At 68.1% G+C, this 25,847-nt stretch carries 25 protein-coding genes; 19 read left to right on the forward strand and 6 right to left on the reverse strand.

Annotation, left to right across the window (positions count from 1 at the left end):
- The 14 genes from H7J86_RS01015 to H7J86_RS01080 all read left to right on the forward strand — a co-directional run bounded on the left by H7J86_RS01015 (position 1) and on the right by H7J86_RS01080 (position 14,446).
- The gene (locus H7J86_RS01015; protein ID WP_267288801.1) at positions 1-801 is read left to right on the forward strand and encodes a rhomboid-like protein; all 801 of its coding nucleotides are present in this window, start codon (positions 1-3) and stop codon (positions 799-801) included.
- A complete protein-coding gene (gene pheS / locus H7J86_RS01020) occupies positions 744-1,805 on the forward strand; it encodes a phenylalanine--tRNA ligase subunit alpha (RefSeq protein ID WP_090364256.1) in 1,062 nt (353 codons plus the stop codon). The genes H7J86_RS01015 and pheS overlap by 58 nt, the downstream gene beginning before the upstream one ends.
- Positions 1,805-4,306 carry a phenylalanine--tRNA ligase subunit beta gene (pheT, locus tag H7J86_RS01025; protein WP_267288803.1) on the forward strand — a complete coding sequence of 834 codons (2,502 nt, stop codon included), beginning with the start codon at positions 1,805-1,807 and terminating at the stop codon, positions 4,304-4,306. The genes pheS and pheT overlap by 1 nt, the downstream gene beginning before the upstream one ends.
- Before the next feature lie 125 nt (positions 4,307-4,431).
- Positions 4,432-5,463 (forward strand): N-acetyl-gamma-glutamyl-phosphate reductase, encoded by a 1,032-nt coding sequence (gene argC, locus H7J86_RS01030; protein ID WP_187095893.1) that lies wholly within the window; start codon positions 4,432-4,434, stop codon positions 5,461-5,463.
- Positions 5,464-5,483: 20 nt separating this feature from the next.
- Entirely contained in the window at positions 5,484-6,689 is a 1,206-nt protein-coding gene (argJ, locus tag H7J86_RS01035; protein WP_267288835.1) for a bifunctional glutamate N-acetyltransferase/amino-acid acetyltransferase ArgJ, read from the forward strand.
- Positions 6,686-7,567: an acetylglutamate kinase gene (gene argB, locus H7J86_RS01040; protein ID WP_187095892.1), complete on the forward strand. Its 882-nt coding sequence runs from the start codon at positions 6,686-6,688 to the stop codon at positions 7,565-7,567. The genes argJ and argB overlap by 4 nt, the downstream gene beginning before the upstream one ends.
- Complete coding sequence (locus tag H7J86_RS01045; protein ID WP_267288805.1) at positions 7,564-8,745, forward strand: acetylornithine transaminase; 1,182 nt, start codon at positions 7,564-7,566, stop codon at positions 8,743-8,745. Before argB ends, H7J86_RS01045 begins: the two co-directional genes overlap by 4 nt.
- The gene (argF, locus tag H7J86_RS01050) at positions 8,742-9,677 is read left to right on the forward strand and encodes an ornithine carbamoyltransferase (RefSeq protein WP_090364249.1); all 936 of its coding nucleotides are present in this window, start codon (positions 8,742-8,744) and stop codon (positions 9,675-9,677) included. Before H7J86_RS01045 ends, argF begins: the two co-directional genes overlap by 4 nt.
- Before the next feature lie 2 nt (positions 9,678-9,679).
- Positions 9,680-10,156: an arginine repressor gene (locus tag H7J86_RS01055; protein WP_090364248.1), complete on the forward strand. Its 477-nt coding sequence runs from the start codon at positions 9,680-9,682 to the stop codon at positions 10,154-10,156.
- A 39-nt stretch (positions 10,157-10,195) separates the two neighbouring features.
- On the forward strand, positions 10,196-11,395 hold the full coding sequence (locus H7J86_RS01060; protein WP_090364246.1) for an argininosuccinate synthase: 1,200 nt from the start codon (positions 10,196-10,198) through the stop codon (positions 11,393-11,395).
- Positions 11,392-12,801: an argininosuccinate lyase gene (gene argH / locus H7J86_RS01065; RefSeq protein ID WP_267288807.1), complete on the forward strand. Its 1,410-nt coding sequence runs from the start codon at positions 11,392-11,394 to the stop codon at positions 12,799-12,801. Before H7J86_RS01060 ends, argH begins: the two co-directional genes overlap by 4 nt.
- A 15-nt stretch (positions 12,802-12,816) precedes the next feature.
- Positions 12,817-13,422, forward strand: coding sequence for a hypothetical protein (locus H7J86_RS01070; protein WP_267288809.1), 606 nt, complete (start codon positions 12,817-12,819; stop codon positions 13,420-13,422).
- The gene (locus tag H7J86_RS01075) at positions 13,419-13,985 is read left to right on the forward strand and encodes a hypothetical protein (RefSeq protein WP_267288811.1); all 567 of its coding nucleotides are present in this window, start codon (positions 13,419-13,421) and stop codon (positions 13,983-13,985) included. The genes H7J86_RS01070 and H7J86_RS01075 overlap by 4 nt, the downstream gene beginning before the upstream one ends.
- Positions 13,982-14,446, forward strand: coding sequence for a hypothetical protein (locus H7J86_RS01080; RefSeq protein ID WP_267288813.1), 465 nt, complete (start codon positions 13,982-13,984; stop codon positions 14,444-14,446). Before H7J86_RS01075 ends, H7J86_RS01080 begins: the two co-directional genes overlap by 4 nt.
- Here the strand turns inward: H7J86_RS01080 and H7J86_RS01085 are convergent.
- The gene (locus H7J86_RS01085) at positions 14,403-15,719 is read right to left on the reverse strand and encodes a hypothetical protein (protein WP_267288815.1); all 1,317 of its coding nucleotides are present in this window, start codon (positions 15,717-15,719) and stop codon (positions 14,403-14,405) included. The two genes, H7J86_RS01080 and H7J86_RS01085, sit on opposite strands and share 44 nt — an antisense overlap.
- A 30-nt stretch (positions 15,720-15,749) precedes the next feature.
- Positions 15,750-17,537: an ABC-F family ATP-binding cassette domain-containing protein gene (locus tag H7J86_RS01090; RefSeq protein ID WP_267288817.1), complete on the reverse strand. Its 1,788-nt coding sequence runs from the start codon at positions 17,535-17,537 to the stop codon at positions 15,750-15,752.
- 131 nt (positions 17,538-17,668) lie between these two features.
- Between H7J86_RS01090 and H7J86_RS01095 the strand changes: the two genes are divergently transcribed.
- The 3 genes from H7J86_RS01095 (at position 17,669) to H7J86_RS01105 (ending at position 21,400) form a co-directional block, all read left to right on the forward strand.
- Positions 17,669-20,635 (forward strand): acyl-CoA synthetase, encoded by a 2,967-nt coding sequence (locus H7J86_RS01095; RefSeq protein WP_267288819.1) that lies wholly within the window; start codon positions 17,669-17,671, stop codon positions 20,633-20,635.
- Positions 20,636-20,738: 103 nt separating this feature from the next.
- Positions 20,739-21,176, forward strand: a complete 438-nt coding sequence (locus H7J86_RS01100; protein ID WP_090364235.1) for a hypothetical protein — start codon at positions 20,739-20,741, stop codon at positions 21,174-21,176.
- Positions 21,177-21,184: 8 nt separating this feature from the next.
- On the forward strand, positions 21,185-21,400 hold the full coding sequence (locus H7J86_RS01105; protein WP_267288821.1) for a Trm112 family protein: 216 nt from the start codon (positions 21,185-21,187) through the stop codon (positions 21,398-21,400).
- On the opposite strand, the gene H7J86_RS01110 is transcribed toward H7J86_RS01105, so the two are convergent.
- From H7J86_RS01110 to H7J86_RS01120, 3 genes are read right to left on the reverse strand one after another with little or no spacing between them, the layout of a single operon-like run.
- Entirely contained in the window at positions 21,372-21,986 is a 615-nt protein-coding gene (locus H7J86_RS01110; protein WP_267288823.1) for a TetR/AcrR family transcriptional regulator, read from the reverse strand. The genes H7J86_RS01105 and H7J86_RS01110 overlap by 29 nt on opposite strands.
- Entirely contained in the window at positions 21,983-22,810 is an 828-nt protein-coding gene (locus H7J86_RS01115; protein WP_090364231.1) for an ABC transporter permease, read from the reverse strand. Before H7J86_RS01115 ends, H7J86_RS01110 begins: the two co-directional genes overlap by 4 nt.
- Positions 22,744-23,508, reverse strand: a complete 765-nt coding sequence (locus H7J86_RS01120) for an ABC transporter ATP-binding protein (protein WP_267288825.1) — start codon at positions 23,506-23,508, stop codon at positions 22,744-22,746. The genes H7J86_RS01115 and H7J86_RS01120 overlap by 67 nt, the downstream gene beginning before the upstream one ends.
- Positions 23,509-23,566: 58 nt before the next feature.
- Here H7J86_RS01120 and H7J86_RS01125 point away from each other — a divergent pair, with 58 nt between their 5' ends.
- Entirely contained in the window at positions 23,567-24,208 is a 642-nt protein-coding gene (locus H7J86_RS01125; protein WP_267288827.1) for a DNA-3-methyladenine glycosylase, read from the forward strand.
- 27 nt (positions 24,209-24,235) lie between these two features.
- The gene (tyrS, locus tag H7J86_RS01130) at positions 24,236-25,537 is read left to right on the forward strand and encodes a tyrosine--tRNA ligase (protein WP_170847503.1); all 1,302 of its coding nucleotides are present in this window, start codon (positions 24,236-24,238) and stop codon (positions 25,535-25,537) included.
- Positions 25,538-25,657: 120 nt separating this feature from the next.
- Here tyrS and H7J86_RS01135 read toward each other — a convergent pair.
- Positions 25,658-25,847: hypothetical protein (locus tag H7J86_RS01135; protein ID WP_267288829.1), on the reverse strand; the 190-nt coding region annotated here is incomplete at its 5' end.

Consider the following 25,847-nt stretch of genomic DNA (forward strand, 5'->3'; position numbering starts at 1 on the left):
GTGAAATGGGTGTCGGGACTGCGGGTGACCATCGGCTACGCCGCCGCGCTGGTGGCCATCGCCGCGGTGCTCGCGGCGGCGGGGCCCGCCGTCCACGACCGGGTGATCCAGCACGCGAGTACCAATCTGCACAACCTGGCACACGGCCGCATCGGGACGCTGCTCGGCAGCGCCTTCGTCGTCGACAACGGCGGAATGGCTTTGTGGCTGCCCGGTCTGGTGTGCCTGCTCGCGGTGGCCGAGCTGCTCTGGCGCAGCCGCACGCTCGTGCTGACCTTCCTGGTCGCGCATATCGGTGCCACCCTGGTGATCGCGGCGGCGCTGGCTCTGGCCGTGCGCGAGGACTGGGTTGCGCATTCGATCACCCGGGTCTCCGACGTCGGCATGAGTTACGGCGCCATGGGTGTGCTGGGCATGCTGACGGCGGCGATCCCGTCACGCCACCGCCCGGCGTGGGTGTGCTGGTGGCTCACACTCGGCGCCGTCGTCGTCCTCGGCACCCACGACTTCACCGACGCCGGGCATGTGGTGGCCCTCACCCTCGGCATGCTGGTGTCGTCACGCTTCGGCGCCCCGGGTCGATGGACCGGGCCCCGGCTGGCGCTGCTGACCGTGGGATCGGCGTTCGGTTACCTGGTCGTGGCCGCTTCCGCGCCGGCGGGCACCGCCGTTGTGGCGAGCATCATCGCGGCCGGAGCAGCGCTGGCGGCGGGACAGCGTGGGTCCGTCGCTATGATCGCCGGGTGGCTGTCCAGACTGACCGGCAAGGCGAGCCCAGTGACCTCTCGGAAGAAGCTCTGACCGACGCTGTCGATGCGGCCCGTGCGGCGTTCGGCGCTGCCGTCGACCTGGACGCGCTCGCCCGAGCCAAAACCGAACACCTCGGCGACCGCTCTCCGATCGCACTGGCCCGGCAGGCCCTGGGTGCCTTGCCGAAGACCGAACGCGCCGACGCGGGTAAGCGGGTCAACGTCGCCAGGACGCAGGCACAACAGGCCTTCGACGACCGGCTGGCGCAGCTGCGCGCCGAACGCGACGCGGCGGTGCTGGTCGCCGAGAGCATCGACGTCACCTTGCCGTCCACCCGGCAGCCGGTCGGGGCGCGGCATCCCATCACCCTGCTGACCGAGCGCATCGCGGACACGTTCGTGGCGATGGGCTGGGAGCTGGCCGAGGGTCCCGAGGTGGAGACCGAGCAGTTCAACTTCGACGCGCTGAACTTCCCGCCGGATCACCCGGCCCGCAGCGAGCAGGACACCTTCCAGATCGCCCCGGACGGCTCGCGTCAGGTGCTGCGCACCCACACCTCCCCGGTGCAGATCCGCGCCCTACTGGAGCGCGACCTGCCGGTGTACATCATCTCGCTGGGCCGGACCTTCCGTACCGACGAGCTGGACGCCACCCACACCCCGGTGTTCCACCAGGTGGAGGGGCTGGCGGTGGACAAGGGCCTGACCATGGCGCACCTGCGCGGCACGCTGGACGCGCTGGCGCGCGCCGAGTTCGGCGCGAGCGGCCGCACCCGGTTCCGGCCGCACTTCTTCCCGTTCACCGAACCCTCGGCCGAGGTCGACGTGTGGTTCGAGAACAAGAAGGGCGGGCCCGGCTGGGTGGAATGGGGTGGCTGCGGCATGGTGAACCCGAATGTGCTGCGCGCCTGCGGTATCGACCCGGCTGAGTATTCGGGCTTTGCCTTCGGTATGGGATTGGAGCGAACCCTGCAGTTCCGCAACGGAATTCCCGATATGCGCGACATGGTGGAGGGTGACGTGCGGTTCTCCCTGCCGTTCGGAGTGGGCGCCTGATGCGTATTCCCTACAGCTGGCTCCGTGACGTGATCCGGGCCGGCACGCCGGGCTGGGATTGCAGCGTCGACGAGCTCGAAGCGACGTTGGTCCGCATCGGCCACGAGGTCGAGGAGATCCTCCCGCTGGGGCCGGTCACCGGTCCGCTGACCGTGGGCCGGGTCGTCGAGATCGAGGAACTCACCGAGTTCAAGAAGCCGATCCGGGCCTGCAAGGTCAATGTCGGCGAACCGGAGCCACGCGATATCGTCTGCGGCGCACGGAATTTCGCAGTCGGCGACCTGGTGGTCGTGGCCCTGCCCGGCACGGTGTTGCCGGGCGATTTCCGCATCGCCCAGCGCAAGACCTACGGCCGTACCTCCGACGGCATGATCTGTTCGGCCGCCGAACTGAACCTGGGTGCCGAGCAGTCCGGGATCATCGTGCTGCCGCCGGGCACCGCCGAGCCGGGAGCCTCCGGTATCGAGGTGCTGGGCCTGGACGACGTGGTGTTCAACCTGGCCATCACCCCGGACCGCGGCTACTGCCTGTCCATCCGCGGTATGGCACGCGATATCGCGTGCGCTTTGGACCTGGACTTCGTCGACCCCGCCGATGTCCCGGCGCTGCCGGTCGAGGGGGAGGCCTGGCCGCTGACCGTGCAACCCGGTACCGGGGTACAGCGGTTCGGGCTGCGGCCGGTCACCGGGATCGATCCCGCCGCGGTGTCGCCGTGGTGGCTGCAGCGCAGGCTGCTGCTGTCCGGTATCCGGGCCATCTCGCCCGCGGTCGACGTCACCAACTACGTGATGCTCGAGATCGGGCACCCGATGCACGCCCATGACCAGTCCCTGATCAACGGTGCATTCAACGTGCGCTTCGCCGAAGAGGGCGAGCAGGTGGTCACGCTCGACGATGTGACCCGCACACTGAACGCCGGCGACGTGCTGATCGTCGACGACGTGGCGACCGCCGCGATCGGTGGCGTGATGGGTGCCGGCACCACTGAGGTCCGGGACTCCACGGCCGACGTGCTGCTGGAAGCCGCGGTGTGGGATCCGGCCGCGGTGTCACGCACCCAGCGCCGGCTGCGCCTCTCCAGTGAGGCCGGACGCCGTTACGAGCGCACCGTGGACCCGGCCATTTCGGTGGCCGCCTTGGATCGTTGTGCCGCTCTGCTTGTCGAGATAGCCGGTGGCACAGTACAACCCAAACTGACGGACTGGCGTGGCGATCCGCCGCTCACCGACTGGACGCATCCAGCGGTGAGCATGCCGATCGATTTACCCGATCGCACCGCCGGGATCACCTACGCCGAGGGCGTGACGCCACGCCGCCTTGCCCAGATCGGTGCCGAGGTGTCGGTGGCCGACGGGGTGATCACCGCGATCCCGCCGAGTTGGCGCCCTGATCTGCGGGAGCCTGCGGATCTGGTGGAGGAGGTGCTGCGCCTGGAAGGGCTCGACCTCATCCCCTCGGTGCTGCCGCACGCGCCCGCCGGGCGTGGCCTGACACCGGCGCAGAAGCGCCGCCGTGCCGTCGGGAAGTCGTTGGCACTCAACGGCTATGTCGAGGTGTTGCCGACGCCGTTCCTGCCGGCCGGGGTGTTCGACGCCTGGGGACTGGGACCCGACGATCCGCGCCGGAACACGGTCAAGGTGCTGAACCCACTTGAGTCCGATCGTCCGGAATTGGCGTCCACCTTGCTGCCCGGACTGCTGGAGGCATTGTCCCGCAATGTATCTCGTGGTGCCGTTGACGTCGCCCTGTTCGGCATCGAACAGGTGGTGCAAGCGACGTCCGAAACGAAGGCGATCGATCCGATCCCGGTCAATCGACGCCCCACAGACGCCGAGCGTGCTGCGATCGACGCTTCGCTACCGCTGCAACCGCTACACGTCGGGGTGGTGTTGACCGGTCTTCGCGAAGCGGCTGGGCCGTGGGGACCGGGCCGGCGCGCCGACGCCTTCGACGCTGTCGAGGCGGCCCGCATCATCGGGCGCGCGTGCAACGTCGAGTTCAGAATGCTCAAGCAGCACGAGCACTTTCCGTACCTTCCCTTTCATCCGGGTCGGTGTGCCGCGGTTGTCGTCGACTTCCTGACGCACGTCGGTTACGCGGGCGAACTGCACCCGGCCGTGATCGAGCGGATGGGCCTGCCTAAGGGCACCTGTGCGGTGGAGCTGAACCTCGACGCGATCCCACTCACCGAGCCGCTGCCCGCCCCTTCGGTATCACCGTTCCCGGCGGTGTTCCAGGACGTCAGCCTCATCGTCGCCGAGGAGACCGACGCCCAAGCGGTCGTCGACGTGGTGCGTGCCGGGGCCGGCGACCTGCTGGAGGATGTCCGGCTGTTCGACGTGTACACCGGCCCGCAGATCGGGGCGGGGCGTAAGTCGCTGACTCTGGCACTGCGGTTCCGAGCCGCCGACCGCACCCTCACCGAGGACGAGGCCAGCGCGGCGCGCGATGCCGCGGTGGCGGCCGCCGCTGAACAGGTCGGTGCCACCCAGCGCACCTGACCCCCCTTCCGCCCAATTGATCAATCGGGCGGGAAAGTGCCAGGTCGAGGCCGCCAAATCGTCGATCTCGGTGCCGGTCATTAATGAGTTTGCAATCGACTGCATAACAATGCAAAGATCGAGGCATGACTTCGGTAGCTGTCGCCGGTGCCAGCGGCTATGCGGGCGGCGAGATCCTGCGACTGTTGCTGGGCCACCCCGCGTACGCCGACGGGCGTCTGACCATCGGTGCCCTGACAGCGGCGGCGAGTGCAGGCAGCACCCTGGCCGAGCATCACCCGCACCTGCTGCCGCTGGCCGGCCGGGTGTTGGAGCCCACCGACGCCGCCGTGCTCGCCGGCCATGACGTGGTGTTCCTCGGACTGCCGCACGGCCATTCGGCGGCGTTGGCCGAACAGCTCGGCGACACCGTGATCATCGACTGTGGTGCCGATTTCCGGCTCACCGACGCCGCCGACTGGGAGCGGTTCTACGGGTCCGCACACGCCGGCACCTGGCCCTACGGCCTGCCCGAGCTGCCCGGCAACCGGGAAGCACTCAACGGGGCCACCCGGATCGCGGTGCCCGGCTGCTACCCGACGGCGGCGCTGCTGGCGCTGCTGCCCGCCGTCGCCGCCGACCTGGTGGAACCGAATGTCACCGTCGTGGCCGTGAGCGGCACGTCGGGAGCCGGCAAGGCCGCCAAGGTGGACCTGCTCGGCTCCGAGGTCATCGGGTCGGCGCGGGCCTACAACATCGCGGGCAAGCACCGGCACACCCCGGAGATCGCGCAGGGCCTGCGCAAGGTCACCGACAAGGACGTCACCGTGTCGTTCACCCCGGTGCTCATCCCCACGGCGCGCGGCATCCTGGCCACCTGCACCGCGCGCACCGCCGCAACTGCCGGTGAGATCCGCGCCGCCTATGAAAAGGCTTATGACGATGAACCTTTCATCCACCTGCTGCCGGAGGGGCAGCTGCCCAAGACCGGTTCGGTGATCGGCAGCAACGCCGCTCAGCTCGCCGTCGCGGTGGACGAAGACGCCAAGACCCTGGTGGCGATCTGCGCGATCGACAACCTGACCAAGGGCACCGGAGGTGCCGCTGTGCAATCGATGAACCTGGCCCTCGGCTGGCCCGAAACAGAAGGACTGTCCATCGTGGGAGTGGCACCGTGAGCGCCGACGGCAAGAACGACGTGACCCGGGACGGGAAACTCGTCCGTACTCAGGGCGTCACCGCCCCCGCGGGTTTCCGGGCCACCGGAATCTCGGCCGGTATCAAGGCATCCGGTGCGCTGGACTTGGCGTTGGTGTTCAACGAAGGTCCTGATCACGGTGCCGCGGGAGTGTTCACCCGCAACCAGATCAAGGCCGCGCCCGTGCAGTGGTCCCAACAGGTGCTCACCACCGGGCGGTTGCGCGCGGTCATTCTGAACTCCGGCGGCGCCAACGCCTGCACCGGCCCACTGGGATTCCAGGACACCCACGCCACCGCGGAGGCACTCGCCGCGGCGCTGTCCGACTGGGGGACCGAGACCGGCGCCATCGAGGTGGCGGTGTGCTCGACCGGCCTCATCGGGGACCGGCTGCCTATGGAGAAGGTGCTTGCCGGGGTCACCGAGATCGTGCACGAGATGGCCGGTGGACTCACCGGTGGCGAAGAGGCCGCGCGAGCCATCATGACGACCGACACCGTGCCCAAGCAGGTCGCCCTGCATCACCCCGGGGACTGGACCGTCGGCGGCATGGCCAAGGGTGCGGGCATGCTCGCCCCGTCGCTGGCCACCATGCTGGTGGTCATCACCACCGACGCGGTTGCCGACGCGAAATCGCTGGACACCGCACTCCGGCGCGCCGCCGCAAGGACTTTCGACCGCCTCGACGTCGACGGCAGCTGCTCGACGAACGACACCGTGCTGCTGCTGGCCTCCGGCGCCAGCGAGATCACGCCCAACCAGGACGATCTCGACGACGCGGTGTTCGCCGTGTGCGACGATCTGTGCGCCCAGCTGCAGGCCGACGCCGAGGGTGTCACCAAGCGGGTCACCATCACGGTCCAGGGCGCCACCGGCGAGGACGATGCGTTGGTGGCCGCCCGCGCGGTGGCCCGCGACAGCCTGGTCAAGACCGCGCTGTTCGGCTCGGATCCGAACTGGGGCCGGGTGCTGGCCGCCGTCGGCATTGCGCCGGTGAAGCTGGATCCGCAGCGGATCAGTGTGTCGTTCAACGGTTATCCGGTGTGCATCGACGGGGCCGGTGCCCCCGGTGCCCGCGAGGCCGATCTGTCCGGCGCCGATATCGAGGTCGTCATCGACCTCGCCGTGGGCACCGATACCGCGTCGGTCAGGACCACCGACCTGTCGCACGGGTACGTCGAAGAGAACTCGGCCTACTCATCGTGAGCACCGGGACCACGTCCACCAGCACCAAAGCCCAGGTGCTGGCCGAAGCGCTGCCCTGGCTCAAGCAGCTCAACGGCAAGATCGTCGTCGTCAAGTACGGCGGCAACGCCATGACCGACGACACCCTCAAGGCCGCCTTCGCCGCCGACATGGTCTTCCTGCGCAACTGCGGTGTGCACCCGGTCGTCGTGCACGGCGGCGGTCCGCAGATCAGCGCCATGCTCAACAAGCTCGGTATCGACGGCGAGTTCAAGGGCGGATTCCGGGTCACCACACCGGAAGTGCTCGATGTGGCCCGGATGGTGCTGTTCGGTCAGGTCGGCCGCGAACTGGTCGGGCTGATCAACGCCCACGGCCCGTACGCCGTCGGGATCACCGGCGAGGACGCCCACCTGCTCACCGCGGTGCGGCGCAGCGTACTGGTCGACGGCGTGCCGACCGATATCGGACTGGTCGGCGACGTCGAGCAGGTCAACGCCGCGGCGGTGCTCGATCTCATTGCCGCCGGCCGGATTCCGGTGATCTCCACCATTGCTCCGGACAAGGACGGTGTGGTGCACAACATCAACGCCGACACCGCAGCCGCCGCGGTCGCCGAAGCGCTGGGCGCCGAGAAGCTGCTCATGCTCACCGATGTCGAAGGCCTCTACACCGACTGGCCCGACCGCGCCTCACTGGTCAGCGAGATCGACACCGCCACACTGACACAACTGCTGCCGACCCTCGAGTCGGGCATGGTGCCCAAGATCGAGGCCTGCCTGCGCGCGGTCACCAACGGCGTGCCGAGCGCCCACGTGATCGACGGCCGCGTCGAACATTGCGTGCTCGTAGAACTGTTCACCGACGAAGGGACCGGTACGAAGGTGGTCGGCTCATGAGCGACTTGGCGAATCAACTCAGTCTTCAAACCCGCTGGGAAGCGGTGATGATGAACAACTACGGCACTCCGCCGCTGGCGCTGGCCAGCGGGGAGGGCGCGGTGGTCACCGACGTCGACGGCAAGTCCTACCTGGACCTGCTCGGCGGGATCGCGGTGAACCTGCTCGGCCATCGCCACCGGGCGGTCATCGACGCCGTCACCGCGCAGCTCAACACGCTGGGCCACACCTCGAATCTGTATGCCACCGAGCCGGGAATCGCGCTGGCCGAAAAACTCGTCGACCACCTCGGCCATCCCGCGCGGGTGTTCTTCTGCAACTCCGGCACCGAGGCCAACGAGGTCGCCTTCAAGATCACCCGGCTGACCGGGCGGACGAATATCGTTGCCGCCGAGGGCGCTTTCCACGGCCGCACCATGGGCTCGCTGGCCTTGACCGGCCAGCCGGCCAAGCAGGCGCCGTTCGAGCCGCTGCCCGGAAATGTCACCCACGTGCCTTACGGCGATGCCGAGGCGCTCGCACGGGCCGTCGATGACAGCACCGCGGCGGTGTTCCTCGAGCCGATCATGGGGGAGGGCGGCGTGGTCGTCCCACCGGCCGGTTATCTGGTCAAGGCGCGTGAGATCACCGCGAAACACGGTGCGCTGCTGGTGCTCGACGAGGTGCAGACGGGTGTCGGGCGTACCGGCGCCTTCTACGCGCATCAGCACGACGGCATCACCCCGGACATCGTCACCCTGGCCAAGGGCCTCGGCGGCGGCCTGCCGATCGGGGCCTGCCTGGCCCTCGGCGCGACCGGCGACCTGCTCACCCCGGGCCTGCACGGCAGCACCTTCGGCGGTAACCCGGTGTGCACCGCGGCAGCCCTGGGTGTGCTCAAAGCCCTGGCCGACGACGATCTCATCGCCAAAGCCGGAGTGCTGGGTAAGACCATCAGCCATGGGATCGAAGAACTGGGCCATCCGCTCGTCGACCACGTCCGCGGTAAGGGCCTGTTGCAGGGCATCGTGCTCACCGCACCCAGCGCCAAGGCTGTCGAGGCGGGCGCCCGCGACGCCGGCTTCCTGGTGAACGCCGCCGCACCCGATGTGGTCCGGCTGGCCCCGCCGCTGATCATCACCGAAGCGCAGATCGAGCAGTTCCTCACTGCCCTGCCCGCGATACTGGACGCCTCATGACACTGCGACATTTCCTCCGCGATGACGACCTGAGCCCGGCCGAACAGGCCGAGGTGCTGGCCCTGGCCGCCGAACTCAAGAAGGCGCCGTTCAGCAAGCGCCCGTTGGAGGGTCCCCGCGGGGTGGCCGTCATCTTCGAGAAGAACTCGACCCGCACCCGGTTCTCCTTCGAAATGGGGATCGCGCAACTGGGCGGGCACGCCGTGGTGGTCGATGGGCGCAGCACCCAGCTGGGTCGCGAGGAAACCCTCGAGGACACCGGGGTGGTGCTGTCGCGCTATGTCGATGCCATCGTGTGGCGCACTTTTGCCCAGGAACGCCTGACCGCCATGGCGAGTGGTGCCACGGTGCCGATCGTCAATGCGCTCTCCGATGAGTTCCATCCCTGCCAGGTGCTGGCCGATCTGCAGACGCTGGCCGAACGCAAGGGCGGGATATCCGGCCTCAAAGGGCTGAAGATGACCTACTTCGGCGACGGCGCCAACAACATGGCGCATTCGCTGATGCTGGGCGGCGTCACCGCAGGAATCAGCGTGACGATCGCCGCGCCCGCCGGGTTCGAACCGCATCCGCAGTTCGTCGACGCCGCCAAACGCCGCGCCGCCGAGACCGGGGCGACCGTCACCCTCAGCAGCGACCCGAAGGCCGCCGCCGAGGGGATCGACGTCCTGGTGACCGACACCTGGACGTCGATGGGTCAGGAGAACGACGGTCTGGACCGGGTACGCCCGTTCCGCCCGTTCCAGGTCAACCACGAGCTGGTCAAGCTCGCCGACCCGGATGCGGTGGTGCTGCATTGCCTTCCGGCGCACCGTGGACACGAGATCACCGACGAGGTGATCGACGGTCCGCAGAGCGCGGTGTTCGACGAGGCCGAGAACCGGCTGCACGCGCAGAAGGCGCTGCTGGTGTGGCTGCTGGAGCGGTCCTGATCATGAGCTCGCCGACCCGCGTCGGACGACAGGCTCGCATCGTCACGCTGCTGTCGTCGAATCCGATCAGCAGCCAAACGGAACTCGCGGCCTTGCTGGCCGAGGAGGGGATCGACGTCACCCAGGCCACCCTGTCGCGGGATCTGGAGGAGCTCGGCGCGGTGAAACTGCGCGGCGCCGACGGTGGGGTCGGCGTGTACGTCGTGCCTGAGGACGGCAGCCCGGTGCGTGGGGTGTCCGGTGGCACCGAGCGGGTGACGAAGCTGCTCGGCGAACTTCTGGTGTCCACCGACGCCAGCGCGAACATCGCCGTATTGCGCACTCCGCCGGGCGCGGCGCACTACCTGGCCAGTGCCATCGACCGGGCGTCGTTGCCCCAGGTTGTCGGCACCATTGCCGGTGATGACACCATCTTCGTGATAGCGCGTGAGCCGATGACCGGCGCCGAGCTCGCGACCATGTTCGAAAACTTGAAGTGAATAGCAGTTCCGAGAACCGAGAAAATTAGGAGATTTTGCATGTCCGAACGCGTCATCCTGGCGTATTCCGGCGGTCTGGACACCTCGGTCGCGATCAGCTGGATCGGCAAGGAGACCGGTCGTGAGGTCGTGGCCGTGGCCATCGACCTCGGCCAGGGCGGCGAAGACATGGAGGTGGTCCGGCAGCGTGCCCTCGACTGCGGGGCCGTCGAGGCCGTCGTCGTCGACGCCCGCGACGAGTTCGCCAACGAGTACTGCCTGCCGACGATCCAGTCCAATGCGCTCTATATGGACCGCTACCCGCTGGTGTCGGCCATCAGCCGGCCGCTGATCGTCAAGCACCTGGTGGCCGCTGCCCGCGAGCACAAGGGCGGCACCGTCGCACACGGCTGCACCGGCAAGGGCAACGACCAGGTCCGGTTCGAGGTCGGGTTCGCGTCGCTGGCTCCCGACCTGCAGGTGCTGGCCCCGGTGCGTGACTACGCGTGGACCCGGGAGAAGGCCATCGCCTTCGCCGAGGAGAACGCCATCCCGATCAACGTGACCAAGCGCTCACCGTTCTCCATCGACCAGAACGTCTGGGGGCGCGCGGTGGAAACCGGCTTCCTGGAGCACCTCTGGAACGCGCCGACCAAGGACGTCTACGACTACACCGAGGACCCGACGCTCAACTGGAGCACCCCCGACGAGGTCATCGTCGGCTTCGAAAAGGGTGTGCCGACCTCCATCGACGGTCGGCCCGTCACGGTGCTGCAGGCCATCGAGGAACTCAACCGTCGGGCCGGTGCCCAGGGTGTCGGCCGGCTCGACGTGGTCGAGGATCGCCTCGTCGGTATCAAGAGCCGCGAGATCTACGAGGCTCCCGGGGCGATGGTGCTCATCACGGCGCACACCGAGCTGGAGCACGTCACCTTGGAGCGCGAGCTGGGCCGCTACAAGCGCGGCACCGACCAGAAGTGGGGCGAGCTGGTCTACGACGGACTCTGGTACTCACCGCTCAAGCGCGCCCTCGAGTCGTTCGTCGCGCACACCCAGGAGCATGTGACCGGCGAGATCCGGCTGGTGCTGCACGGCGGGCACATCGCCGTCAACGGGCGGCGCAGCCCGACCTCGCTGTACGACTTCAATCTGGCCACCTACGACGAGGGCGACAGCTTCGACCAGTCCTCGGCCAAGGGGTTCGTGCACGTGCACGGACTGTCCAGCAAGATCTCGGCCAAGCGCGACCTCGGGTTGTGAGCACCAACGAAGGGTCGCTGTGGGGTGGCCGGTTCGCCGACGGACCCTCGGAAGCCCTTGCCGCGCTGAGCAAGTCGACGCACTTCGACTGGGTGCTGGCACCCTATGACGTCACCGCCTCCAAGGCGCACGCCCGGGTGCTGCACCGCGCCGGGCTGCTCACCGACGAGCAGCGCGACGGCTTGCTGGCCGGCCTGGACAGCCTCGGCGAAGACGTCGCCGACGGCAGCTTCGGTCCGCTGCCCACCGATGAGGATGTGCACGGCGCGCTGGAACGCGGCCTGATCGACCGGGTCGGGCCCGAACTCGGTGGCCGGCTGCGGGCCGGGCGGTCGCGAAACGACCAGGTGGCCACGTTGTTCCGGATGTGGCTGCGCGACGCCATCAAGACCGTCGGTGACGGTGTGCTCGACGTGGCGGCCGCGCTGGCCACCCAGGCCGCCACGCACCCGACGGCGATCATGCCGGGCAAGACGCACCTGCAGTCCGCGCAGCCGGTGCTGCTGGCCCATCACCTGCTGGCGCACGCCCACCCCCTGTTGCGCGACGCCGACCGGCTCGTCGATCTGGACAAGCGGGCAGCGGTGTCCCCGTACGGTTCCGGGGCGCTGGCGGGTTCGTCGCTGGGACTCGATCCCGACGCCATCGCCGCGGAGCTCGGATTCGCCTCGGCGGCGGACAATTCGATCGACGCGACCGCATCCCGCGATTTCGCCGCGGAGGCGGCGTTCGTCTTCGCGATGATCGCGGTGGACCTGTCCCGGCTGTCCGAGGACATCATCCTCTGGAGCACAACGGAATTCGGCTACGCCAAGCTGCACGACTCCTGGTCGACGGGCAGCTCGATCATGCCGCAGAAGAAGAACCCCGATATCGCCGAGTTGGCCCGCGGCAAGTCCGGTCGCCTGATCGGCAACCTGGCCGGCCTGCTGGCCACCCTGAAGGCGCAGCCGCTGGCCTACAACCGCGATCTGCAGGAAGACAAGGAGCCGGTGTTCGACTCGGTGGCGCAGCTGCAGCTGCTGCTGCCGGCGATGGCCGGACTGGTCGGCACCCTGACCTTCGACACCGACCGGATGGCGCAACTCGCCCCGCTGGGCTACACGCTGGCCACCGACATCGCCGAATGGATGGTGCGCCAGGGCATCCCGTTCCGCGTCGCGCACGAGGCCGCCGGCGCGGCGGTCAAAGCGGCCGAGGCGCGCGGGGTGGGCCTGGAGGAACTCGCCGACGACGAACTCGCCGGCATCCATCCCGGGCTGACCGCCGAGGTGCGTGAGGTGCTGACCATCGCCGGCTCGGTCGACTCCCGCGATGCCCGCGGCGGTACCGCGCCCGTCCAGGTGGCCAAGCAACTGGGCGCGGTGCGTGACGCACTCGACCTGCTGAGGGTCCGGCTGCGCTAGGTATCATCGGCAGCCATGGAGCCCGGGGGGAGCACCGTGACCGTCACCGGGCGTGTCCGGCGGTGGCTTTCGGGCTGGGGTGTCACACAGTGGCGGCGGGCCGGGCTGATCGTGGTCCTCGCGGGCACCGCTGCGTTCGGTGGGCTGGACACGGTGAACAAGCAGGTCACCGAGCTCAAACCCGGCGAGCAGTTCAACACCGGCGAGTTCGAGATGACGGTGCAGCGCGCCACGCTGGTGAACGAGTTGCGGGCCGGTAACCGGCTGCTGTTCCCCGCGCAACCGGGTAGCCGCTATCTCGGTCTGGTGGTCACCGCCCACAACATCGGCACGCTGCCCGGCGTGGTGGACAAGCCGGTGCAACTGGTCGATCAGCCGCGGGCCAGGGTGCTGGCGCCGATGCGGGTGGCAGACGGGACGATCGCGGGGCGGCTCGGTCCCGGTCTCACCGACCAGATCGTGCTGCTGTGGCAGCTGCCGGAGGCCGCGCTGTCGGTCGGCAGCCAGCTGCCCGTCCGGGTCTGGAAAGAAATGCGGAGGCTGAACGTGACCGCCGGGCAGGGCTGGATTCTGGGCAACGACTACGGTGAATTGACCGTCCCGGTCGGAGGCCGGCCGTGATGCGGGCGCCCTACGCCCTGGCCACCGCCGTGGTTGTGGCGGTCGCGGCGTGGATGTGGCACAACCTGCCCGCCCCTGACGACGTGTACGCCCCGTTCGACGTCGACGCCGGGATGGGACAACAGGCCACCGGCCGGACCCTCACGGCGCAGGTCACCGGCGTGCGCATCGGCCCACGGATCCGCAAGCAGGAGTACCGTCCGATCCTGGTCGACGCGGTGAGCACCTGGGTGGCGGTGGACGGCGAGGCGATGACGACCCGGACCGACCAGGTGCCGACCGTCCAGTTGCTCGTCGGGCCGAACACGTATGCGCTCACCCAGCGCCTCGGATTCATGCCGCTCGCCGGCTCGTTGGTTCCCGGTATCACCGTGCGCGGGTCGTGGGTCTTCGACGTGCCCGCCGAACTCGTGGCGCCGGGGCGCGGCGACATCACCGTGCGCGCGTGGACCGGTGACGGACGGCAGGACTCCCGGCTGGTCTTCACCATTGGTCTTGATGATTCGCGGGTGCAGCGCACCGACCTCATCCAAATCCCGCCGGGAACGCAGGTCGGGACATGACGACGCGACTGTGGCAGCGCAATCTCATCGGAACGGGTGTGGCAGCCGTAACGCTGACGGCGATCACCTGGTTCACCCTGCTGCCGTCGTGGGAGGACTATGCGCGCACCGTCCGTCCGGCGCACGAAGCCGCCGCGCATGAACCGATCGAGGTCGACGGGCTGACCTGGTCGGTCCGCAATGTCAGTCGCTCGACGACGCAGCTCGGGTCCGGGGCGCCGGTCCCCGAGGGCACCGTCCGGATGAATGTCGCCGTCCAACGATCGGGATCGCCGGCCGACGGGATTCCCTGCACCGGTTACCTCGTCGACGGCGACCGGTCCTGGCGCGCCGTCGCCGGGGCGCCGTGCGGTGCGGCCACGGCGATGGAGTGGAGCTTCCTGATTCCGGCGAGCGCCGAGCCGACAGCCGTCGACGTCAGGAAATCGGATGGCTCGATTCTGATCCGACTTCGGCTGTAGGCCGTGCAGGTGTCGCCGCAGCGCTGCGGTCCAGACACCAAGCCAGCGTGGTCGCGATCAGACAGATCCGCAGCGGCTCGATGATCGAGTGCGAGACCAGTGCCATCAGGTCCCACGTGCCGTACCAGAACGTGATGTCATGCGGACCGAGCAGCCAGGCCATCCCACGCAACAGGTACCCCGACCCCAATTGCGCCCGGAAGAAGCTGCCCGACATGTCCAGCCAGGCCAGGCCGAGATAGGCCAGCACGTACAGCGACACCGCGAAGATACCGCCGGCGGCGATGACGTGGGCCGAGTCGGTGATGGGTTTGAACTTGCCGAGCTGTCCGGTGAACTGATCGTGGACCTCGTTGCGCACCTTGCCGGGAATGCGTTTCCACCCGCTGCTCAGCCGGGTGCGGGTGGTCGCGGAGCGATCGATCCACCTGCCGACCCGGTCCCCGCCGACGCGCCGGGCGGCGGCGTGCCAGTCGGGCTTGGTTGTGGCGCCGTAGACGATGCACGCGACGGCGAGCCAGATGAGCGGTACCGCCGCACCGCCGAACACGGTTCTCAGCGCCCACATCGCGCCGTCCCAGGCCGCCTCCAGCGGGTGGAAGTGCGAGAACACGCCTTCGCGGGTGTCGTTGAACCACACGATGATCCGTCGTTCCGACACCCATGCCGACGGATTGATCAGGAACGTCACACCGTGACTCGCCGAGAAGGTGAGCACCAGGAACACCCACAGCGTGTCGAGGTAGACGCGGACCGGCAGCAGCCAGGCAGGCATCTTGTCCTTCAACCGGCCGAACAGGAATCGGGCCACCAGTGCGGCGACGATGATCACGATGGTGACCGTGCTTACGGGCAGCAGCTCCGGATGTAACTCGACCGGACCGCTCGACGTGGACATCGCGCCGAGCTTGTAATACAGGCCGCGGTACTCGAAGGACAGCCAGTCCTCCCGGAACATCTGCCAGGCCAGGTAGATCGCGAAGAACGGCACGATGATGGTGGCGAACACGTCGATCTGGCGGGACGGGCGCGGTGGCAGCGCGGCGAGTGCGGGGATGCCGCTGCGCAGCACCAGGAACATGCCCACATAGGAGCCGAGCCGCGCCATACCGGCCAGCGGCATGATGAGCGACGCCCAGAGGTCATTGTCGTAGCCGGCCCACGCCGCCCACTCGATGGCGGCGGTACGGCCGAGGTAGCCGAGCAGATAACAGGCCACCAGCTGTGGAAAGTGACGGACCAACAGCGTCACCGGCATCAGCAAGTAGCGCACCGGCTCATCGTAACCGGGGCACTGCGAGACTCAGCCCAGCATCTCGGTGAGCTCCAGCCATTTCTCCTCGAGTTCGGCGACCTCGGTCTCCAGGTCGCGAAGCTTGCCGGTAAGCCCTTGCAGCCCTTCGAAATCGCCTTGATCGTGTTCGGCAAGGCGCTGGTGTGCCGTGTCGATCTGTCCGGTCAGCTTCTCCAGCCTGCGTTCGATCGAGGCCACTTCCTTCTGCGCGGCCCGCAGATCGGCACCGGAGAGCCCTTCCCGGGCCACGGGTTTGGCCGGCGCGGGGCCGGTCTGGGCGGCATGCGAGGCGCGCAACCGGAGGTACTCGTCCACGCCGCCGGGCAGGTGCCGCAACCGGCCGCCGAGGATCCCGTACTGCTGATCGGTGACCCGTTCCAGGAAGTACCGGTCGTGGCTGACGACGATCAGCGTGCCGGGCCACGAGTCCAGCAGGTCCTCCATCGCGGCCAGCATGTCGGTGTCCAGGTCGTTGGTCGGCTCGTCGAGGATCAGCACGTTGGGCTGCTCCAACAGGATGAGCAGAAACTGCAGCCGGCGCTGCTGGCCGCCGGAGAGGTCCTTGATCGGGGTGGACAGCTGGGCGCTGGCGAAGCCCAGGCGTTCCAGCAGTTGGCTGGGCGTGAGTTCCTGGGCCTTGGAGCCCGATCCGAAGGTGTAGGTGCTGGCCAGCTGGGTCAGCACCACCCGTACCGGGTCGTCGAGGTGTCCGGCCAGCTTGTCCACACCCTGGGTCAGCGTCGCGACCTTCACCGTCTTACCGCGCTTCACCCGGCCCTCGGTCGGCTGCACCGAACCGTCGACCAGGCCGAGCAGCGTCGACTTACCTGCTCCGTTCACGCCGAGGATGCCGGTGCGCTCACCCGGCGCGATGAGCCATTCGACGCCGTGCAGCACCTCGCGGCCGTCGTAGCTCACCGACGCGTCGAGCAGGTCGATCACCTGTTTGCCCAGTCGCGTCACGGCAAGCGACTGCAGTGCCACCTTGTCGCGGATTTCCGGGACATCGGCGATCAGGGCGTTGGCGGCGTCGATCCGGAATTTCGGTTTCGACGTGCGCGCCGGTGCGCCGCGGCGCAGCCAGGCCAGCTCCTTGCGGGCCAGGTTCTGCCGCCGCTCCTCGATGGTGGCGGCCTGGCGGTCCCGCTCGACCCGCTGCAGGATGTAGGCCGCGTAGCCGCCGTCGAACGGCTCCACGATCCGGTCATGCACCTCCCACGTCACCGTGCACACTTCGTCGAGGAACCAGCGGTCGTGGGTGACCACCAGGAGTCCGCCGGCGTTCGGGCTCCAGCGCCGTTTCAGATGCTCGGCCAGCCAGGTGATGCCCTCCACGTCGAGATGGTTGGTCGGCTCGTCGAGTGCCAGGACGTCGTCGTCGCCGGCCAGCAGCCTGGCCAGTGCCACCCGGCGGCGTTGCCCGCCGGACAGGGTGCCCAGCACCGCGTGCCAGTCCAGGTCGCTGAGCAGACCGGCGATCACATCCCGCCCGCGCGGGTCACCCGCCCATTCGTGCTCGGGCGTATCGCCGACCACCGCGTGCCCGACGGTGTCGGTGGGGTCCAGGGTGTCGGCCTGGTCGAGGACGCCGATGCGCACGCCGCCGCGCACCGTGACCCGGCCGCCGTCCGGCTTCACCCGGCCGGCCAGCATGGCCAGCAAGCTGGATTTGCCGTCGCCGTTTCGGCCGACGATTCCGATCCGGTCTCCTTCGTTCACGCCGAGGGAGACGGAGTCGAAGACGACCTTGGTCGGGTATTCGAGGTGGAGGGCTTCTGCCCCGAGAAGATGCGCCATGTCCCCCTAAGGCTAGGCGGACCGCGTGACGTCCATTCACCGACCATATTCGCGGTGGCCGGCAGCTGTTGCTGTGCCATGATGTCGGGGCAATCGGGGGATTGGACTCGTGATACGTAGGGGAGCGGGCGTTGGTCGATTTCTCGTTGATCACCGGACCGGTCGGCCGTTTTCTGGCCACCGCCCAGAACGGGATCGAGGTGCTCCGCTACGGCGGCCTGGAGACCGGCGCGGTGCCGTCGCCGTACCAGATCATCGAGAGCGTCCCGATGTACAAGCTGCGCCGATATTTTCCGCCGGACAGCCGTCCGGGTGCGGCGGCACCCGGTGCGCCGGTGCTCATGGTGCACCCGATGATGATGTCGGCCGATATGTGGGACGTGACCCGCGCCGACGGCGCCGCCGGGATCCTGCACGCCTCGGGACTCGATCCCTGGGTCATCGACTTCGGCTCACCCGACCAGGTCGAGGGCGGGATGCAGCGCAACCTTGCCGACCACGTGGTCGCGCTGAGCGAGGCCGTCGACACCGTCAAACGAGTGACCGGGCATGACGTCCATCTGATCGGCTACTCCCAGGGCGGGATGTTCTGCTACCAGACCGCGGCCTACCGCCGCGCCAAGGACCTGGCGAGCATCATCACCTTCGGTTCGCCGGTGGACACCCTGGCCGCGCTGCCGATGGGTATCCCCCCGAACATGGGGGCGGTGGCGGCGAACTTCATGGCCGACCACGTCTTCTCCCGTATCGACATTCCAGGGTGGTTGGCGCGCACCGGTTTCCAGATGCTGGATCCGCTGAAGACCGCCCAGGCCCGGCTGGACTTCCTGCGCCAGTTGCATGACCGCGAGGCGCTGTTGCCGCGCGAACAGCAGCGACGCTTCCTGGACTCCGAGGGCTGGATCGCCTGGTCGGGACCGGCGATCTCCGAACTGCTCAAGCAGTTCATCGCGCACAACCGGATGATGTCCGGTGGGTTCTCCGTGCGTGGGGATCTGGTGACCCTCGCCGATATCGACTGCCCGATCCTCGCGGTGGTCGGTGAGGTCGACGATATCGGCCAGCCGGCCTCGGTACGCGGGATCAAGCGCGCCGCGCCCAAGGCCGATGTGTACGAATATCTGATCAGGACTGGACATTTCGGTCTCGTCGTAGGTTCCAAGGCGGCCGCTCAGTCGTGGCCGACGGTTGCCGCGTGGGTCAAATGGCGCGGCGGCGACGGGGCGCTACCCGACGGTGTGGTGCCGATGGCGGTCCGGTCGGAGACCGCGGCGACGGACAGCGGTGTCCCGTTCGCCTCCCGGGTGGCCGCGGGTACCGCGGCGGCGACCGAGGTGGCGTTCGGCCTGGCCCGCACCGCAGCGGATGCCGTTGTGGCAGCTCAGAAATCGGCACGCACGCTGGCTGTCGAGACCGCGCGCACGCTGCCCAGACTGGCGCGTCTGGGGCAGGTGAATGACCACACCCGGATCTCGCTGGGTCGGATCATGTCCGAACAGGCCGTGAACAATCCCGACGGCGAGTTCCTGTTGTTCGACGGCCGCGTGCACACCTACGAAGCGGTGGACCGTCGCGTCAACAACGTGGTGCGCGGCCTGATCGGGGTCGGTATCCGGCAGGGTGTGCGGGTCGGGTTGCTGATGGACACCCGCCCCAGCGCGTTGGTCGCCATCGCCGCGCTGTCCCGGCTCGGTGCGGTGGCTGTGCTGATCCCGCCGGATGCCGACCTGCACGAGGTGGTGCGCCTGGGCGGGATCGCCGATGTGCTCGCCGACCCGGGCAACCTCGACGTGGCCCGCGGGCTTGGCATCCGGGTGCTGGTCCTCGGCGGCGGTGAATCGCGTGACCTGAATCTGCAGGGGGATGCGGACGTCACCGATATGGAGAAGATCGATCCCGATCAGGTCGAGCTGCCGGGGTGGTATCGGCCCAACCCCGGATTCGCCCGGGACCTGGCCTTTGTGGCGTTCGCCAGCGCCGGCGGCGAATTGGTGCCCCGTCAGATCACCAACTTCCGGTGGGCGTTGTCGGCGTTCGGCACGGCTTCGGCGGCCAATCTGGGCAACCGCGACACCGTGTACTGCCTGACCCCGTTGCACCACCAGTCGGGGCTGCTGGTGAGCCTGGGTGGCGCCGTGGTGGGCGGGGCGCGCATCGCCCTGTCCCGGGGGCTGACACCGGATCGCTTCCTGCACGAGATCCGTCAGTACGGCGTGACGGTGGTGTCCTACACCTGGGCGATGCTGGGTGAGGTCATCGACGATCCGTCGTTCGTGCTGTCCGGCAATCACCCGGTGCGGCTGTTCATCGGATCCGGTATGCCGACGGGCCTGTGGCGGCGGGTGGTCGAGGTCTTCGATCCGGCGCATGTGGTGGAGTTCTTCGCCACCACCGACGGGCAGGCCGTGTTGGCCAATGTGTCGGGCGTCAAGTTCGGCAGCAAGGGCAGGCCGTTGCCGGGCGGTGGCCGCGTGCAACTGGCCGCCTATGACGCCGATGACGACATCATCCTGGAGGACGAGCACGGGTTCGTGCGGCTGGCGCAGGTCAACGAGGTGGGTGTGCTGCTCGCGCAACCGCGTGGCCCGGTCGACCCGACCGCACCGGTCAAGCGGGGTGTCTTCGCGCCGGCGGACACCTGGGTGTCCACCGAATCGCTGTTCCGCCGCGACGAGGACGGTGACTACTGGCTGGTCGACAACCGCAGCGCAGTCATCCGCACCGAGCGCGGACCGGTGTTCACCGCTGCGGTCAACGACGCCGTCAGCCGCGTCGGCGCGGTCGACCTGTCGGTCACCTACAGCCTGGAGTCCGGCGGCCGCATCCTCGCGGTGACGGCGGTGACGTTGCGCCCGGGCGGCAGCGTGCCGAGCGCGGAGGTCTCCGAGGCGCTGGCGGCGTTGCCCGTCGGGGTGGGCCCGGACATCGTGTACGTGACACCGCATATGACCCTCAGTGCGTCCTATCGTCCGCTGGTCGGCCCGCTACGTGCGGCGGGGATCCCGAAGGCGTCGCGTAACAGTTGGTATTTCGACGCCGATACGAGTCAGTACAAGCGTCTGACGGCGGCGGTGCGTGCTGAGCTTGGGGACTTGTGACGGCGGGTCAGCAGCGGAGCGACCCGGCGTGACCACGAGCCCCGTGCCCGGTACCGGCGGCGCTGTTAGGCTCCCCGTGACGTCGAAACGCAGTGGAGGATCAATGGCACCGGAAGTTTCGCGGCCGAACGGTTGGCGCCGCGCCATCGCAGGCATCGCCGTGGCCACCGGCCTGATGGCCGCCTTCGGGTCCGGTGTCGCCAGCGCCGACGTCCTCGATGACATCGCCGCGGAGTACGACACCGGGGCGGGTGGAGGCCAGATCTCCAACCTCATCCACGACGCGCTCAAGCTGCGGGCCCTGGGGTTCATGCCGTCGCGGGGTAACTATGCCGACCTCAAGGAAGGCCTGGACAAGCGGCCGAATCAGTCGCCGCTGGTCAACGCATTGAAGGCCACGGTCGATTTCCAGCGCAAGACGCAGGCTCGCACCCAGGCGCCGTCGAATCCGACCACCATCGGCATCAACACCTATGACCCGAGCAACAGCGGCATTCTGGGTGGCTTCAACATCAGCGGCCCGCCGCTGGGCGGGGGATAGTCGCTCGCGTGCTCGACACCAAACTTCTCTCCATCCTGGTCTGTCCCGAGGATCGCGGGCCGCTGCTCTACGTCGCCGGCGAGTGTCTGTACAACCCCAGGCTGCGCCGCGCGTACCGGATCGTCGACGACATTCCGGTGCTGCTGATCGACGAGGCGGTCGCGGTGACCGAGACCGCCGAGCACGACCGTCTGGTCAGCTCAGGCTCGGCAGCTCCCCAGTGAGATAGCGCTGCAGATTCGGCGCGATCGTCTTGGCGATCGACTCGGGTGGCAGCGACGCGAACGGCTCCAGCTCCAGGATGTAGCGCGCGACCACCACTCCCACCAGTTGCGAGGCCACGAACTGCACGCGGATCGGCCCGGAACCCGGCGGGTCGTCCACCCGGGAACCGATCTCGACGGTGATCACCTCCTGCAGGAACGAGCGCACCAGGCTGACGTCGGCGCCCCCGAGCAGTGAGCGCAGGGTGGCGATGAAGCCCTTGCCGATCTCGGAATCCCACAGCGGCAACAGCAGCGTCGGCAGCATCAGTCCGATCTCGTCGACCGGCGTCTCGCGCAGCGGGCCGATCACCTGCATCGGGTCGATCGGAATGTGGATGGCCGCGGCGAACAATTGCTGCTTGGTGCCGTAGTAGTGGTGCACCAGCGCGCCGTCCACCCCGGCGGCGGTCGCGATGGCCCGGATCGATGTCTTGTCGAATCCGTTGCGGGAGAACAGTTCCCGGGCGTGATCCAGGATTCGCTCGCGGGTATCCGACGCGCCGGGCGGTCGTCCGGGGCGTTTTCGCTCGGTGTGGTCGGTCACGGAGTCCTTCGTCGCAGGGTCGCCGCAGCCAACGCGAGTGAGACGACCGCGAAACCGATGACCACCGCGATATCGCGGAGCGCGATCGCCGTGGGTTCGCTGTACGCGCCGACCTGCTGCAGTGCTTCCAGAGCGTAGCTGGCAGGCATCGTGTTGCTGACCCACTGCAGCCACTCGGGCAACGCCGCCCTGGGGACGACGATGCCGCACAGCAGCAGCTGCGGCGCGATCACCAGCGGCATGAATTGCACCGCCTGGAATTCGGTGCGGGCGAATGCGCTGCACAGCAGGCCCAGGCCCACGCCGAGGACCGCGTTGACGATGGCGATGAAGAAGACCAGCGCCGGGCTGCCCGCGGTGTCGAAGCCCAGCAACCAGAACGCAACGACACAGGCCACGGTGGCCTGGACGGCTGCCGCGATGGAGAACGCCGTCCCGTAGGCGGCGAGCAGGTCGAACCGGCGGAGTGGGGTGGTCAGGATCCGCTCGAGCGTGCCGGACACCCGTTCGCGTTGCATGGTGATCGAGGTGATCAGGAACATCACGATCAGGGGAAAGACGCCGAGCATGATCAGGCAGGCGTTGTTGAACGGCGACGGCGTGCCCGCGCGGTGGGAACCGCCCGCGACATTGTCGAACATGAAGTACATCAACGTGATGACCAAGGTGGGCACCAGGACGATCATCGCCACGCTGCGGTGATCGCCGGCCAGTTGGCGCAGGATCCTGCCGGTGGTGGCCAGGTAGGCCTGTGGGCTCAGCTTGTGGCGGCTGCGGTGGTGTGCCGGATGACGGACAGGAACGCTTCCTCCAGTGACGAACATCCTGTGTCCTCTCGCAATCGGGTGGGCGTGGTGTGGGCGAGGAGGCGGCCTTCGCGCATGAGCAGCAGGTCGCCGCAGTGGTCGGCTTCGTCCATGACGTGGCTGGACACCAACAGAGTGGTTCCGGCCCGGGCCAGCTGGTCGAACTGTTCCCACAGGTCGACCCGCAGCACCGGGTCCAACCCGACGGTGGGCTCATCCAGCACCAGGAGGTCCGGCCGTGACACCAATGCGCAAGCCAGCGAAACCCGCGTGCGCTGACCGCCGGACAGGTTGTCGCACAACGCTGTTCGGTGATCGCTCAGCCCCACCGCGGCGATGGCGTCCTCGGCTGCCTGCGCGTCGCAACCGTAGAGGGCGGCGAAGTAGCGGGCATTGTCGATCACGCGCAGGTCGCGGTAGATGGTGGCGTCCTGGGTGACGTAACCGACGCGGCGGCGCAGGTCGGCGGAGCCGGCGGGCCGGCCGAGCACGGTGACAGTGCCCGAGGCGACGATCTGGGTCCCGACGACGGCCCGCATCAGGGTGGTCTTTCCGCAGCCCGACGGACCCAGCAGGCCGGTGATGGTGCCCCGGGCGATCTGCACGGACAGATCGGCGATCGCGGGTCGGCCGCCGCGGACGACCTGCAGATTCTCGATGGAGATCGCGGGCTCCGCACGCCCGCGAATTAATTCATCATTCGATGAAGTCATCATGTGATGAATAGTGCGCTCGGAGGGTGGGGCTGTCAAGGGGCGGGCACAATCTGAGGGCATGGGGCGGTCGGAGCGACGGGGGAGTCTGGATGCGCTGGCAGTCGACCCGGTGACCGCCGCGCGGTCGCTTCTGGGCGCCGAACTCGAGAGCCGTGGCGTGCTGGCGACGATCGTCGAGGTGGAGGCCTACGGTGGCCCGCCGGGTCAGCCATGGCCGGATGCGGCGGCACATTCCTACGGAGGGCCGCGCCCGCGCAATGCGGTGATGTTCGGTCCGGCTGGACGGATGTACACCTACCGCAGCTACGGGATCCACGTGTGCGCCAATGTCGTATGTGGCACTGAGGGTTTCGCAGCCGCCGTGCTGCTGCGGTCCGCGGTGATCACCGGGGGTGAGGAGGTGGCGCGTAGTCGCCGGGGTTTGGCCGTCCCCACGGCAGCGCTGGCGCGCGGCCCGGGAAATCTGTGCTCAGCCTTGGGAATTCTCATGACGGACAACGGAATCGACCTCGACGATGACGCAGGTGAGGTCCGGATCAGGCTCAAGCCGCCCGCCGGCCGTGTCAATGGCGTTGCCGGCCCGAGGGTGGGGGTGAGCACCGCCGCCGATCGGCCGTGGCGATTCTGGCTGCCCGGCCATCCCGAGGTGTCGGCCTACCGGCGCAGCCCGCGGGCTCCGGCGCCGGGCGGTAGCGACTGAGCGGCGCGGTAGGCAAAGATCGACAGCGTGAGTACCGGAATCCTCGAAGAACTGGAATGGCGCGGGCTGATCGCGCAGTCGACCGATCGGGACGCGCTGGCATCGGATCTCGCCGCCGGTCCCATGACGGTCTATTCGGGATTCGACCCGACCGCGCCCAGCCTGCATGCCGGGCATCTGGTACCGCTGCTGACCCTGCGCCGATTCCAGCAGGCCGGACATCGACCGATCGTGCTGGCCGGCGGTGCGACGGGCATGATCGGCGATCCGCGCGAGACCGGGGAGCGCACGCTGAACACCGCCGATACCGTGGCCGACTGGGCGGACCGGATCCGCGGTCAACTGGAGCGATTCGTGGAGTTCGACGATTCGCCGACCGGTGCCATCGTGGAGAACAACCTGTCCTGGACCGGGCAGCTGTCGGCCGTCGAGTTTCTGCGCGATATCGGCAAGTACTTCTCGGTCAACGTGATGCTCGACCGTGACACCGTGCGGCGCCGGCTCGAAGGCGACGGCATCTCCTACACGGAGTTCAGCTACATGTTGTTGCAGGCCAATGACTACGTCGAGCTGCACCAACGGCACGGCTGCGCGCTGCAGATCGGCGGTTCCGACCAGTGGGGAAACATCGTGGCCGGGGCGCGGCTGGTCCGGCAGAAATCCGGTGCGACGGTGCACGCGATGACGACACCCCTGGTCACGGACTCCGAGGGCAAGAAATTCGGCAAGTCGACCGGCGGCGGGAATGTGTGGCTGGACCCCGAGCTGACGTCGCCGTATGCCTGGTACCAGTACTTCGTGAACACCGGGGACGCCGATGTCCTCGGCTACCTGCGCTGGTTCACCTTCCTGGACGCCGAGGAGCTGGGGGAGCTTCGCGAGGCGACCGAAGAGCGGCCGCACGAACGCGCCGCGCAGCGCCGGCTCGCGCGCGAACTCACCACCCTGGTGCACGGACAGGCGGCCACCGATGCGGTGGAGCTGGCCAGTCAGGCGCTGTTCGGCCGCGCGGAAATCGCTGACCTGGACGAATCCACGCTCACGGCGGCGTTGACGGAAGCGGCCAACGGGGAGGTCGCCGAGTTGGCGCCGGGTGATCCGGACGCCATCACCGACCTGTTGGTGGCGACCGGACTGTCCAAGAGTCGTGGGGAAGCCAAGCGGGCAGTCGCCGAGGGCGGGGTGTACGTCAATAACGCACGGGTGGAAAACGGCGAATGGATACCACAATCGACGGACTTTCTGCGAGACCGTTGGTTGGTGTTGCGGCGTGGCAAGCGCCACATTGCCGGGGTGCGTCGGGTCACCGGCTCTGACCAGCGAAAATAGGTCTCTGACCTGGCGATTTGACTCGCTGTTAGCCCTGCCGTAACTTATTCCAGGTCAGAGCGAAACGGCCAAGGCCGGAGAGCGAAGACCAAATCCGAGAGAAATTCCCTTAAAGGGGAGTTACTCACTGCCCGCAGGACGGACCGCGGCTTTCAGCCGCGGGATTGCTGTGCGAGCGAAATCGGGCGTGTTGTTTGAGAACTCAATAGTGTGTTTGGTGGTTTTTGTTTGTTGTTTTTTGGCCACTCGTTTTTGGGGGGATTCCCGTCTTCCTGAGTTTGGTGGGTGGCTGTTTTTTTGGATGCCAGTT

Origin of the sequence: Mycobacterium hackensackense (assembly GCF_025822555.1) — a bacterium.
Lineage (GTDB): Bacteria > Actinomycetota > Actinomycetes > Mycobacteriales > Mycobacteriaceae > Mycobacterium > Mycobacterium fluoranthenivorans.

Coding starts and splice junctions, on each gene's coding strand:
- pheT (WP_267288803.1), top strand. CDS start 1,805: ATGCGTATTCCCTACAGCTGGCTCCGTGACGTGATCCGGGCCGGCACG.
- argC (WP_187095893.1), top strand. CDS start 4,432: ATGACTTCGGTAGCTGTCGCCGGTGCCAGCGGCTATGCGGGCGGCGAG.
- H7J86_RS01045 (WP_267288805.1), top strand. CDS start 7,564: ATGAGCGACTTGGCGAATCAACTCAGTCTTCAAACCCGCTGGGAAGCG.
- argF (WP_090364249.1), top strand. CDS start 8,742: ATGACACTGCGACATTTCCTCCGCGATGACGACCTGAGCCCGGCCGAA.
- H7J86_RS01055 (WP_090364248.1), top strand. CDS start 9,680: ATGAGCTCGCCGACCCGCGTCGGACGACAGGCTCGCATCGTCACGCTG.
- H7J86_RS01060 (WP_090364246.1), top strand. CDS start 10,196: ATGTCCGAACGCGTCATCCTGGCGTATTCCGGCGGTCTGGACACCTCG.
- H7J86_RS01070 (WP_267288809.1), top strand. CDS start 12,817: ATGGAGCCCGGGGGGAGCACCGTGACCGTCACCGGGCGTGTCCGGCGG.
- H7J86_RS01080 (WP_267288813.1), top strand. CDS start 13,982: ATGACGACGCGACTGTGGCAGCGCAATCTCATCGGAACGGGTGTGGCA.
- H7J86_RS01090 (WP_267288817.1), bottom strand. CDS start 17,537: ATGGCGCATCTTCTCGGGGCAGAAGCCCTCCACCTCGAATACCCGACC.
- H7J86_RS01100 (WP_090364235.1), top strand. CDS start 20,739: ATGGCACCGGAAGTTTCGCGGCCGAACGGTTGGCGCCGCGCCATCGCA.
- H7J86_RS01115 (WP_090364231.1), bottom strand. CDS start 22,810: ATGTTCGTCACTGGAGGAAGCGTTCCTGTCCGTCATCCGGCACACCAC.
- H7J86_RS01120 (WP_267288825.1), bottom strand. CDS start 23,508: ATGATGACTTCATCGAATGATGAATTAATTCGCGGGCGTGCGGAGCCC.
- H7J86_RS01125 (WP_267288827.1), top strand. CDS start 23,567: ATGGGGCGGTCGGAGCGACGGGGGAGTCTGGATGCGCTGGCAGTCGAC.